Raw genomic sequence first — 11,867 nt, 5'->3', positions numbered from 1 at the left:
CTGAGATGGCGGGGCGGTCGCCGCGTCGAACGGGACAGCCGTCAGCGTTCTCCGAAGATGCCCTTGAGAACGAATCCCACGTTGGCCGGACGCTCGCCCAGCCGCCGCATGAAGTAGGGAAACCACTGCTTCCCGAATGGAACGTAGACCCGCAACCGGTATCCGTCCCGCACGAGCGACGCCTGCACATCACGCCGGATGCCGTAGAGCATCTGGAATTCGTACTTGTCCTTCGTGATGTGCCGCTCGGCCGCGAAGGCCTTGGTCGCCTCAATCATGGCGGGATCGTGAGTCGCGATCGCGGGACACACGCCATCGGCGAGCAGCGTCTTCATGATCCGGAGGTAAGCCGCATCAACATCGGCCTTGGCCTGATGCGCGAGGATCGGGGGCTCCTTGTAGGCGCCCTTGACCAGCCTGACCCGGATGCCGGCCTTGCACATCGCGCGGGCATCGTCTTCGCTGCGAAGGACCGCTGACTGAACCGCCACGCCCGTGTTACGGAACCCTTCGCTCCACATCGTGGCAAACACATCGAAGGTCTTCTGGAGGTAGGGCGTGTTCTCGATATCGACACGAACGAACATGCCGTGCTGTGCGGCGAGCGTGAGGATTCGCCGCAGGTTGCCGCAACAGACCTCAACGCCGACATCCAGGCCCAACTGCGTGAGCTTGACGGAGACGTTGCGATCGACGCCGGCCGCCACCACGCTGTCGATCAGGTTCAGGCATCCCCTGGTCGCGGTAGCGGCTTCCTCCGCGCTCGTGACGCTCTCGCCGAGTTGATCGAGCGTGAGCAGCATGCCCTGCGCCTCGATCACGCGGGCGGCCGCGATCGCCTCCTCAACGGTTTCGCCTGCGATAAAGCGCCGGCCGAAGCTGGTCGGCCTGGCCATGCCGTACCGCGACGCGAGACGCTCGATGGACTGGCTGCGGGCCAGGGCGTGGAAGAACGATTTTGACAACGCATCCAGCATGATCAGGTCCTGTTCGGGACAGATGGAAGAAGATGTTGAATCGACTTGGCATAATAACGGAGAAGTCCGCGATCACGCACGCGAATCCGGCTGCGTTCCACGTGGAGGATCCCGCGTCTGGCGAGCGCGGCCACGCCGTCGTCGACCGCCTGCCGCGCGTCACGCACGCCCATGTTGGCCTGATTCCCGGCCAGTTGGTCGAGCAGGGTGGCGACGCGCGACTCAAGATCCCGCCTGGTCAGCGAAGACTTCATCGCCGCCGAGACCAGGGCCGTGGGCAGCACCTTGTAGAGCTTGCCGATCGCATCCCGAGTGCGGTGCGCCAAATCGAGCACGTCACGCCGCGATTCGTGCGAATACCCGTTCAGCGGGATCGAATCACCGAAAGTGACGAACGCGCGCGATCGATACCCCACGGCGATCGTGGCCATTTCGGCCAGCTCCCGGGCAAACGACCGCTGCCGCCGTTTGACGCCCTGGCGCGCCACAATGCGGTCCTCGAGCACCAGATCGTAGGCAATCGCCACCGGCACGATGACCACGTTCGGCAGTTCGGCCTGCATGGCCGCATGCAGCAGACCGGTCTTGGGCGCTTTCAGTTCGCCGGTATACGAGCGTCCCCCCTCGATGTAGAACAGCAGATCCCGGCGATGCAGCAATTCGGCGACGTAGGCCTTGAGCGTCGTCAGATAGATCGGGTCCTTCGTGTTGCGGCGGATGGGGATGGCCCCGGTCACGTGCCGGTGCAGCAGGCCGAGCGCCCCCCCGAACAGGTTGATGCCTGCCGCCGTGATCGGCGGCCGGATGCCATGATCGTCGAGAATGATCGGCTCCACGAGGTAGTCGGTGTGGCTCCGGTGGTTCGACGCGTATATCACCCGGCTGGTCTGAAGCGTCGCCTGCAGCGAGTCGATGCGTTCCACGATCCGCTTGATCTTCCGCAGGATCGGATAGAGCGGGTGCCGCAGCGCGTGATAGAGGAAGTACCGCTGCGTCGTGTGCAGTTCGTCAATGTACGCATGGACGCGCTCCTTCGATTCGGGCGCGCTGTCGCCGTGCGTGCCCTGCAGCAACCGGACCACCTCGTCGCGAGCGAGCACCGCGCGCGTGATGTCGTCGAGCAGTTCGGGGTGTCGCATTGGCGTTCGATTTGCGCTCAGGCCCGCGCCTGCGCGCCTGTGTGTTCGATGTCGCGGCAGACGGCCTCGGTGAATTCCGTCGTGGTGGCGGTACCGCCCAGATCGCGGGTCCGTGTGCGGGGATCGGCGACCACCCTGGTCAGGGCCTGCGTCACCGCCTCGGCGCGTTCCGATTCCCCGATGTGCCTCAACATCATGACCGCCGACAGCAGGAGCGCCATCGGATTTGCCAGGTTCTTGCCGGCAATATCCGGCGCGGTGCCGTGCACCGCTTCGAACACGGCGACGCTGGTCCCCATGTTCCCGCTGCCCACCACGCCGAGGCCGCCGACCAGGCCCGCGCACAAGTCCGACAGAATATCGCCGTACAGGTTCGGCATGAGCAGCACGTCGAACTTCTCGGGCGTCATCACCAGGTGCATGCAGGCGGCATCGACAATCCGCTCGTCGTAGGCCAGATCGAGAAAGTCCCGCGCCACGGTGCGTGCACAATCGATGAACAGGCCATCACTGAGCTTCATGATGTTGGCCTTGTGCACCGCCGTCACCCGTGTTCGTCCGTGCGTGCGCGCGTACTCGAAGGCGAACCGCGCGATGCGCAGCGAGGCCCGCTCGGTGATGATCTTCAGGCTCTCGACGACCCCCGGAATCACTTCGTGCTCGAGCCCCGAGTAGAGATCCTCGGTGTTCTCGCGCACCAGCACCAGATCGACGTTCTGGAACCGCGACTGCACGCCCGGCAGATTGTAGACCGGTCTCAGATTCGCGTAGAGATCGAGCGCCCTGCGCAGGCCGACGTTCACGCTCGTGAATCCGGCGCCTATGGGCGTGGTCAGGGGGCCCTTGAGCGCCACACGGTTGTGCTCGACCGAGTCGAGCAGGGGATGGGGCAGCGTGGTGCCGTGCCGCTCGAGCGCGACGATGCCCGCGTCGTGGCGCTCCCACTCGATCGCCGCCCCGGACGCCTTGAGAATACGCACCACCGCGGCAGTCACTTCCGGACCGATGCCGTCGCCAGGAATGAGCGTGATCGTGTGTGTCATGGCCACCGCCGATCAATCGCGAACTGCCGGGAGCAGGTCGGCCGGCGCGCTCTCGCGCGGAACCGGCTCGAACACGGGTGGCATCCGCCGCTTGTGATCGCTGGCCCGTGCCAGCGCCTCAATCTTCAGCGTCACCGCGGGGGGCACGGCGGCCGGGCCCTCGCGCAGGAACCGCTCGAGTTCGGCGTAGCTGAACCCCATCTCGCCCTCGTCGGTCTGGCCGCGCCAGAGCCCCGCGCTGGGCGCCTTCTCGATGATGCCCCTCGGCACATCCAGTTCGCGCGCCAACTCGCGCACCTGACTCTTGACCAGCGCACCCAGGGGCAGCACATCCACGCCGCCGTCCCCGTACTTCGTGAAGTACCCGATCGCGATCTCGCTCCGGTTGCCGGTCCCCGCCACCAGATAGCCGTAGCGATTGGCCACGGCGTACAACGTCGTCATGCGCAAGCGCGGCTTCAGGTTTGCGAGCGCCAGCCTGGACGGCGCCTCGGTCGCTGCCGCGCCCCTTCCAGCCTGGTTGTCCAGCGCCTGTCCGATGATGTCAAGCAGATCGTCGTAAGCCGCCGACAGGTCCACGACAACGACCGGGAGCTTGAAGCGCTCGGCGACCAGCCTCGCGTCCTGCTGGTCCTGGTGATCGCTGTGGGCAGGCATGATCACGCCGAGGACCGCGTCTCCCATGGCCAACTGGGCGACCCGAGCGACGACGGCCGAGTCCACGCCTCCGCTCAATCCGACGACTATGCCTTTCTCGTTGGCGTCTGCGACCTGCTGTCGCAGCCAGACCGCCATCTGATCGACGAAGATGGACATGATTTGACTATAGCCTATCCGCGCCGCTCCTCCGCGTTGACGATGGCCTCGGCTGCGGGCGAATCGGGCCATGAGGGAACCGGCGCCGCCGTGTACTCGGCGTGAGCGAGCGACTGCTGAAACAGCGCCGTCTGCGACGCGTAGAACATCAGCTTCACGAAGAGGCGCGCGAAGATGTAGATCTGGCCAATGGCAAATGCCGCCCAGATCTGGAGGCCGCCGCCTGCGGCTCCCGGCGCGACCACAGCATAAAGCATCAAGACGATGACGAGGCATAACCCGTTCAGCAGATACAGTCCGCCGGCCGCGGCGGGCCGGCGGATCACGAACCGCCATCCGGCCAGCATCGCTCCCAGCATGCTGTACCGGTCTTCTACCACCGCGCGGATCTTCGCGTAGTCGAGAACGACATTCCAGATCGCGAGCAGCGCTCCGAATACCGCGTACAACGCCAGGCGCAGCACAAATGCCGTGCGCTCGACGGTCAGGTCGTGGGTTACCGCATTCCACGCGCGCTCGAAGAGCCACCCGTGCACGAATGCGAAGAGCAGCCAGTACCCGACCAGGCCGAGGATGCCGAGGCGGAGGAAGCGCGGAAAGTACACGCCGCACGCGCCAAAGAACGCGCGGCCCCGGGTGGCTCGGCTGCGCGCGAACCGATCCAGAATGCCGCCGGCCAGGAACAGCCAGCCGAACATGTATGCGGCGGCCAACCCCACCACGGCGATCGGCAGTGACCCGTTGTCGAGCAGCCGGCTCACGTTGTCGAGGGTCGCGCCGAATCCGATGATGGTCGGCGAGAAGCTCTTGCTGAGGCCGGACGCGGATTCGCCAAACCGGTCCCACCACTCCAGGCTGACGCCATTCACCATCGTGTCGGCGTCGGCGCTCGAGCCAAGCGACAGGGCGATGTCCTCCCGGACCACAAGTCCAGGAAGCGTCGTCGTGATGAGCATCAGCAGGTACACGCCGGCCAGGATGACCGGTGCCCGCCACACGCGCCTCGTACCGTCCGTGAACGCGGAGATGATGTTCGTCATAGCGATTCGCCCCGCTAGATCAGATGAAGAACGCGTACGTGGCCAGCGCGTCCTGCAGCCACACCATCCACTTCAGCATCCATTTCTGCGCGGCCTGGCCAGAAACTGGATGCGCCCGGTAGCTGTTGTTGGTCCGGTTGATGTCGAGCAGCAGGACTCGATCGGGATCGACGACAACGGTCTCGACGCCGACGCCGCGCTCGTAGACGTACGATATCCAGCGCTCGCGGCCGTCCCAGTGTTCGCGCGCCTGCTCGCCATTGGCGAACGTCACCTGGACGTCGACCGGGAAGATCGCTTCGCCGTACCTCCGGACCACGACCGTCGAACGGACACGCGCTGGTCTCCCCGTGCCGCTGTCGAAGGCCACCTTGCCGTTGCGGTCCACGTATCCCGGCCCCGGGACCGGCTGGCTGGCCACGGTCTGGACCCCGTAGTCGAACACGTTCGAACTGCGATACACCTGGTCGAAGAACCAGGTCATGTCCTGGCCCGACACCTCGTTGACCACCTCAAAGAAGTCCTGCGGGGCCGGGTGCCTGAACTTCCAGCGCTCGAAGAACGTGGACATGATCCGCTGCATCGTCGGCCAGCCGAGGTGGCGCTCCAGGGTGTTCAGCCAGAGCGCCGTCTTGTCGTACGAAAGCGCGCCGCCGGATGCGGGAAAGTACTTGTAGCTCGGTGTGGCCGGCGTGTCCGACTTGGCGTCCACACGATAGCCGCTCAACCGATTGCCGAACACTTCGCGCGACATCACCATGTCCGGGAATACGTGCGGAACGAAACCCCCGAAGTACCTCCGGGAATAGAAATTCGTCTTCAGCCGCGGATTCGCCTCGATCGCTCTGGCCGTCGAGAAGGTATTCAGCCCTTCGTCGAGCCACGCGTCTTCAAACTCGTTATTGCCGACGAGGGCGTACCAGAACTGGTGGCCGGCTTCGTGGATCGTGACACCCTCGGGTTGCGTGACCTGCGCAGGCACCAGGTATCTGGATCCGGCCGTGAACAGCGTCGGATACTCCATCCCGCCGGTGCCGCTTTGCCATGCGGGATCGATGATCGTGATGTTGGGATAGGGGTACGCGCCGAACCACTCACCGTAGAACCGCAGGGTCGTCCGCGTCGCATCGAAGTGGCGCTCCGCCTGGTCCGCGTGCTCGGGTTGCAGCAGCAGGCGCATCTCGACTGACGGCAGTGACGGGTGATCGAATCGCGCCCGGCGTTCGATGAAGTCGGGGCTGGTGGTCCACGCAAAATCGTGCACGTCCTCGGCGTGGTACACCCACGTCGTCGTGCTGTCCGCGTTGTCGGTGTGCGACTGCTCCCGGCCGCTGGCGCCGACGATCCATCGCGTGGGCACCTTCATCCGTATGTCATAGACGCCATAGTCCGAGAAGAACTCCGTACCGGCGTGGAACTGGTGGCAATTCCAGCCGCTCGGCTCGAGCACGCCGAGCTTGGGAAACCACTGGGCGATGAAGTAGTAGTTCCCGATCGTGCCCGTGCGTGAGAAGGTACGCGGGACTTTCGACGTCCACGTGACCTCCACGGTGATCGTCTCTCCTGGCTGGACCGGCGCGGGCAGCGGCACCTGGAGCACCGTCTGATCGTTCGGGTTGCCGTCATCGGGACTGATGTAGCGCCGGCGCGACGTGAGGTCGACGGGGGACGAACCGCCCGTGAGCAGCCGCACGGAACCGACCTCGATCCAGCCCCAGTCACCTTCCGCGATCGTGTCCGGCTTGCGCTCGGTGAGGGCCCGCTCACGCAGCCACGTCGACTGGCTGTTCTTCCAGGCGTTGTAGTACAGGTGGAAGCGCAGTTCGGACGTGCTCGCACTGGTGATGTTGCGCCAGGTCACGACTTCCCGCCCGCTCAACGTCCGCGAGGTATGATCCAGCGCGACATCGACCGAGTAGTTCGCGTTGCGCGGCGACAGGGCCCCCGGCTGCGCCGATTCCGCCACCGACGCCACCGCCGGTGGCACTGGAGTCGCACCGGGCTGGGCTGCCGCCGCCGCAGCAGGGCGTCCGGGCCGTTGTGCGAACCCAGATCCGGCGCCGGCCGACGTTGCCACGGCCAGCGTCAGGACCGCGATAGGCAGCAGGTGAGCGCGCATGAGCATCCTTCCTGATAGCGACGTGCGTGCAAATCGTAGCAGAAGCAAGTAGCAAGTAGTAAGAAGTAAGAGGGAATGCGACACATCACCGCGACCGCGCCGACCAGAATCTGCGACTGTGGCGGGTGGACGGATACCTGGTTTGCCAGGCACGGCGGGGTGTTTCACATCGCCATCACCCCTGGGGCTCAGGTGGACGTGCAGACGAGCGCGCGCCAGGCCGGCGATGTCCCGGTCACGATTCACGCCGAGAACTTCGGCGACACCTACGACTTCGTCCCCGGCTCCCGGCCGTGGGGACGCCACCCGTTGATCGAGGCGGCGATTGAGTCGATCGGCGTTCCGGAGGGAATGCGCCTGGATGTGCGGGTTCGTTCAGGGATGCCGCCGGGCGCGGCCGTCGGCACCTCGGCATCCGTCTGTGTCGCGCTGGTAGGCGCTTTGATGCGATTGGCGGGTGATGCCGTAGACCGACTCGCCGTGGCGACGGCGGCACAACAGGTCGAAACGGAACGGCTGGGGCAGCAGAGCGGCATTCAGGATCAACTGGCGGCTGCGTATGGCGGTGTGAACTACATCGAGATTGACGCCTACCCGCGCATCCGCGTCCATCCGATCGTCCTGCCGCCGGGAATCCGCGATCGGTTGCAGGCGCGGCTCATGCTGATTCTGCTCGCGCAGCGTCACCAGTCAACGGCCATGCACGAACGCGTGATTCGTGACGTCGTCGACACCCCGCTTGCGCAAACCGCGCTGCAGGATCTTCGTCGGGCGGCCATCATGGCGCGCGAGGCGGTCCGATCCGGCGACCTCAGTGCGCTCGGGCGCGCGATGCGCGACAACACTGATGCACAGCGCCGGCTGCATCCGGCGCTGGTGTCGGCGGAGGCGAAACGTCTCATCGATCTGGCGCGGCGGCACCACGCATCGGGCTGGCACGTCAACGGCGCCGGCGGGGAGGGCGGGTCGCTCACGATTCTGTGCGGGCTCGGTCCGGCCGATCGAGCCGCGCTCGAATCCGCCATCTCCGCGGCCGTGCCCGACTGTCGAGTGGTGCCCGTTCGGATCGCGGCCGAAGGGCTGCGCGTGACTGAACACGAGACCTAGCAGCCCGTGGTGCAAGTCACGGGATAAGTGGTCGGTAAGACCCGGGGGGATCGACATGATCGATCCCTTGTACTACACTGACGCCCATGGCGATGGGCACACGCCGGCAACGGCGCCGACAAGAGAGCCTCTGGATTTCGGTCGCGGAGTTGCCGAGCACGGCGGCGCATCCGTTCTACCAGCGGCTGAATGACATTCTGGACGACGCGGGCTTTGATGCCTTTGTCGAGCAGGCATGCGAGACGTTCTATGCGCCGACGATGGGGCGGCCGAGCCTGGCGCCGGGGCGTGGCCGTTGAGGTGCGCTATCTTCGAACACAGGAGCGGTTGCGCGGCGAGCGCTCGCTCAATGCCCTCCGCGACCTCGGGCTTGCGCTCCAGAAGGTCGACGGGCCGAAGACGATGCTCCTGGTGTCGGGTGGAAGCCCCCCGCCGGATTCGAAATCCAACACCTCGTACACGCTCATCGCAAACGCGTTTGCCGCGGCAGAGATATCCCTTTACACGCTCTATGTCGAGCAGCCTGAGTTCGGCCAGGTGAAATACCGAGCATCGCCGACAGCCGCGCAGGACCACGTAATTGAGCGTGAGGGCATCGAGAATGCGACATCCGCGTCAGGCGGCACATTCATGGAAGCTGTCGGCACGTGGGGCCAGCACTTCGACCGCATCGTCAGCGAACTCTCGGGAGCATACCTGCTGGGCATCGAAGTGGAACCGGCGGATCGCAATTGCCGACCGCACCAGGTGTCGGTGAAAGTCACCCGACGGGATGTGGACGTTCGGGCCCGCCGGCAGTACGTCATCACATCCCGCGTTCAGGAGCCTTCGGGTGACGACCGACGGGAAGGTCACGATCAAGAAATAGGGGCGACTAGGCTGCTAGCCTTCTCGAAGCCTCGCGGCTAACTCATCGTTGACCACCGCCGCCCGGCGCACGGGTTGCTCGACGAAGATCAGGCGTTCAGTCACCCGATCGGCAAGCGACACGATAATGGTGCGAGTGGAGCCGTCGGCGAGCTTGAGCGCCACGGTCACCGGCACATCGAAGAGCAGCGGTCCCTGCTCGGCCCTGATCGTCACCGCGCTTCCGCCGTCGCGCGGTTCGATGGTCGTAGTGATGGCCAGCGTCGGCAGGGTCTCGCCGTAGACCCATCCTTCGAAGAAGCGCTCGAGCGAACGGCCGGCTTCGGCTTCGAACACCCGCCGCACATCTTCGGTTCCCGCGTGGCGGAACTGGAACTCCGCGTAGAATCTGCGGATGCTCCGAAAAAAAGCGTCGTCGCCCAGCATGAGGCGCAGCATATGCAGGACCAGCGCGCCCTTGTTGTAGACCAACGCCCGAAAGACACGGCTGTCGCCCTGGAGGTGGCCAAGGCGTGAGCCCAGGTGAATCGGGCCGTCGGCGCTCCTGTCCATCGTGGACTTGCGGAACTGCCTGATGATCGCGCGGTAGGCGTCGACACCGCGGATCCGTTCGGTGTAGAGCGCCGCGAAGTACTGGGCAAAGCCCTCGCTGATCCACTGCTCGTGATAGTTCTTGGGTCCGACCGCCTGACCCCACCACTGGTGGGCAAGCTCGTGCGCGAGAAAGTACTCCGGATAGTCGGGGAACGCAGACGGATCGGACGACCACTTGAGGTTCGAGCGCCCGGAACGTCCGACCTTCTGAAGCATCGCGAAGTAGGCCGGGCTGTGGCCGCCTGGCAGATCGTCCTCGACCAGGGCGAGCGCGAACGCGGGGTACGGGCATGCGCCCGCGATCTCCGTGTAGACACGCGCCATCGACGCGGCCTGGGCCATCACCTCCTGGCCTTCCGATCGGAAACGCGCGGAGACTTCTGCCGACAGCCGCAGCGGCGTTGTGGCGCCTGACGCCTGGCCCGTCGCTGGCGAAGCCGATCCCGGGGAAGCCGCCGCTGCCACATCCGGCTCGAGGTGCGTCAGACGGCTCGCGACAAACGCGAGGTACTTGATCGGGCGCGCGGCTTCGAACGTGTAGACGCGCTGCGGCGCCGACGGCCCGGACTGCCCGACCACACCCGACACCGATGGCGCCCCGTTGAGGAGTTCGCCGCTGGCGACACAGGTATAGGCGGTCGGTACGCGCAGCGTCATCCGCGCCGTCGAATAGCCCTCCTCGTCCGCCTGCGCGTACCAGTAACTGCGATTGCTGTACAGGAAAGACGCCTCGAGCGATCCCGGCGGACTATCGTCGTTCTCGCCGGCGGCCGAACCGGGAGTGATCCGGCCCTCGAGCTCGGGCGATTGGGGCGACAATCGGCCCTTGTACGCGACCACCACATCGAGCGTGCTGCCAAGGGCGGCCGGTTTGGGCAACGCCACAACCAGCGTGTTGCGATTCTGGACACGCAATCCCAGCACGCGGCCGTGCTGAGCTGTCCATACCGATTCGACCTCCAACGAGTCGGCCAGCCGCAGCGAGACCCGCGTGAGGTTGTCGGTGAGCACCTTGACACTCAGCCGGGTTCGCCCCTGGATCCACAGCCGGTCCGGGACGAAGGTGGCGTCGACGTCGTAGTGCAGCACCTCGTAATCCCGGCCGTCGCTCTCGCTGTAGAAGCGGCCGCGGGCCGCCAGCTTGTCGGGTGACGCGTAGAGGGCGATGTGGCGCCGGCGCTGTCGATCGAACAGCGTCACGTCCTCGTGTGCCTGCCACGAACGGGCGTACGTGAGCGTGCCGTATTTCTTCGTCCGGACTTCGGCCACCAGGTCGCCCGACAGCGGTTGCACCCACCAGCGCTCGGGACTGAGGTCGCCGATATTGACGACAAAGGATTTGTCCGACTCGGCATTGAAGATCTCAGTCGAGCGGTTCAGCAGTTGCCGGTCGACGGTCTCAGGAGTGAGGGCGTCCTGGCGGAGCAGGCGATCGGCGTCGAGCGGCGAAAATCGAAGGTACGCACCCTCGAACTGGGCGCGCAGAGTGTCGGCGCCAGAGAAGATCCGCACCTGACCGCGCTCGACGGGGGAGGACGGCGCAAACGTCATGTCGCCCTCGCCAACCAGGACGGCCGCCGTCAACTGGCCGCCGGATCGCACCACGAAGACGCGGCCCTCCGGCAAGCGAATCTCAACGTCTTCGGCTTTGATCACCAGATTGAGCGCGCGATATTGAGTGGATGGATCGATCGACAGGCGCTCCAGCCCCTCGACACTGGTCAGTCGTTCGGCGGCCAGGATGCGCCACATCTGGCCGGCCGGATTCGACGTCGCCGACGCCAGCGGCGGTACGATGTCGAGGTGGCACGCGTAGACGTCGGCTCGAGGGCCCTTTTCGATGAGGACGTCGACAGCGAGCCTGACCCCTGGCGCCGCAGTCGAAGAGGAGAGCGGCACACGACCGCGCTCAACAACGGCCACCCGGCTGGCAGGACCCGACCCCAACAGGGCGCGGGCAAACGCGAGCGCAGCCTGGCCATCGGCCTCCGGAGCCGTCAGCCGCAGGTATCCTTCGACATCGCCGTTCTGAACGACAGTCCGGAAGGCGGCAAGCAGGCTGGCCGGTTCAGACTGCGCGGCAGACGGGAGCGGAGCCTGGCCAGCCACGGGGACCGCCAGCGCGATGGCGATAACCGCGCCGCACACCCGCCATCCGAACCACC

The 11,867-nt window shown here is 65.6% G+C and carries 10 protein-coding genes; 3 read left to right on the top strand and 7 right to left on the bottom strand.

All coding sequences use genetic code 11. The features are described 5' to 3' along the window. Positions 1-41: 41 nt before the first annotated feature. From NTV05_16880 to NTV05_16855, 6 genes are read right to left on the bottom strand one after another with little or no spacing between them, the layout of a single operon-like run. Positions 42-977, bottom strand: a complete 936-nt coding sequence (locus tag NTV05_16880) for a proline dehydrogenase family protein (GenBank protein ID MCX6546071.1) — start codon at positions 975-977, stop codon at positions 42-44. Between the two features lie 2 nt (positions 978-979). Beyond that, positions 980-2,116 (bottom strand): 1-acyl-sn-glycerol-3-phosphate acyltransferase, encoded by a 1,137-nt coding sequence (locus tag NTV05_16875; GenBank protein ID MCX6546070.1) that lies wholly within the window; start codon positions 2,114-2,116, stop codon positions 980-982. Between the two features lie 17 nt (positions 2,117-2,133). Continuing rightward, positions 2,134-3,159, bottom strand: coding sequence for an isocitrate dehydrogenase (NAD(+)) (locus NTV05_16870; protein ID MCX6546069.1), 1,026 nt, complete (start codon positions 3,157-3,159; stop codon positions 2,134-2,136). Positions 3,160-3,171: 12 nt separating this feature from the next. Then, positions 3,172-3,975 carry an NAD(+) synthase gene (nadE, locus tag NTV05_16865; protein MCX6546068.1) on the bottom strand — a complete coding sequence of 268 codons (804 nt, stop codon included), beginning with the start codon at positions 3,973-3,975 and terminating at the stop codon, positions 3,172-3,174. Between the two features lie 14 nt (positions 3,976-3,989). Continuing rightward, the gene (locus NTV05_16860) at positions 3,990-5,015 is read right to left on the bottom strand and encodes a hypothetical protein (protein MCX6546067.1); all 1,026 of its coding nucleotides are present in this window, start codon (positions 5,013-5,015) and stop codon (positions 3,990-3,992) included. Positions 5,016-5,034: 19 nt separating this feature from the next. Beyond that, positions 5,035-7,134 carry a M1 family metallopeptidase gene (locus NTV05_16855; GenBank protein ID MCX6546066.1) on the bottom strand — a complete coding sequence of 700 codons (2,100 nt, stop codon included), beginning with the start codon at positions 7,132-7,134 and terminating at the stop codon, positions 5,035-5,037. Positions 7,135-7,209: 75 nt separating this feature from the next. Between NTV05_16855 and NTV05_16850 the strand changes: the two genes are divergently transcribed. The 3 genes from NTV05_16850 to NTV05_16840 all read left to right on the top strand — a co-directional run bounded on the left by NTV05_16850 (position 7,210) and on the right by NTV05_16840 (position 9,150). Further along, entirely contained in the window at positions 7,210-8,241 is a 1,032-nt protein-coding gene (locus NTV05_16850; protein ID MCX6546065.1) for a GHMP kinase, read from the top strand. An 86-nt stretch (positions 8,242-8,327) separates the two neighbouring features. After that, on the top strand, positions 8,328-8,540 hold the full coding sequence (locus tag NTV05_16845; protein MCX6546064.1) for a hypothetical protein: 213 nt from the start codon (positions 8,328-8,330) through the stop codon (positions 8,538-8,540). After that, entirely contained in the window at positions 8,491-9,150 is a 660-nt protein-coding gene (locus tag NTV05_16840) for a hypothetical protein (protein ID MCX6546063.1), read from the top strand. Before NTV05_16845 ends, NTV05_16840 begins: the two co-directional genes overlap by 50 nt. Here the strand turns inward: NTV05_16840 and NTV05_16835 are convergent. After that, positions 9,124-11,850 carry a M1 family aminopeptidase gene (locus NTV05_16835; GenBank protein MCX6546062.1) on the bottom strand — a complete coding sequence of 909 codons (2,727 nt, stop codon included), beginning with the start codon at positions 11,848-11,850 and terminating at the stop codon, positions 9,124-9,126. The genes NTV05_16840 and NTV05_16835 overlap by 27 nt on opposite strands. Between the last annotated feature and the right edge of the window lie 17 nt (positions 11,851-11,867).

This window comes from Acidobacteriota bacterium, assembly GCA_026393755.1.
Taxonomy (GTDB): Bacteria; Acidobacteriota; Vicinamibacteria; order Vicinamibacterales; family JAKQTR01; genus JBAXOX01.
This window is presented reverse-complemented; position numbering and strand designations above follow the sequence as displayed.

Excerpts from the sequence above, each read along its gene's own strand:
- NTV05_16880 (MCX6546071.1), bottom strand. The coding sequence starts at position 977 with ATGCTGGATGCGTTGTCAAAATCGTTCTTCCACGCCCTGGCCCGCAGC.
- NTV05_16875 (MCX6546070.1), bottom strand. The coding sequence starts at position 2,116 with ATGCGACACCCCGAACTGCTCGACGACATCACGCGCGCGGTGCTCGCT.
- NTV05_16870 (MCX6546069.1), bottom strand. The coding sequence starts at position 3,159 with ATGACACACACGATCACGCTCATTCCTGGCGACGGCATCGGTCCGGAA.
- nadE (MCX6546068.1), bottom strand. The coding sequence starts at position 3,975 with ATGTCCATCTTCGTCGATCAGATGGCGGTCTGGCTGCGACAGCAGGTC.
- NTV05_16860 (MCX6546067.1), bottom strand. The coding sequence starts at position 5,015 with ATGACGAACATCATCTCCGCGTTCACGGACGGTACGAGGCGCGTGTGG.
- NTV05_16855 (MCX6546066.1), bottom strand. The coding sequence starts at position 7,134 with ATGCGCGCTCACCTGCTGCCTATCGCGGTCCTGACGCTGGCCGTGGCA.
- NTV05_16850 (MCX6546065.1), top strand. The coding sequence starts at position 7,210 with ATGCGACACATCACCGCGACCGCGCCGACCAGAATCTGCGACTGTGGC.
- NTV05_16845 (MCX6546064.1), top strand. The coding sequence starts at position 8,328 with ATGGCGATGGGCACACGCCGGCAACGGCGCCGACAAGAGAGCCTCTGG.
- NTV05_16840 (MCX6546063.1), top strand. The coding sequence starts at position 8,491 with ATGCGCCGACGATGGGGCGGCCGAGCCTGGCGCCGGGGCGTGGCCGTT.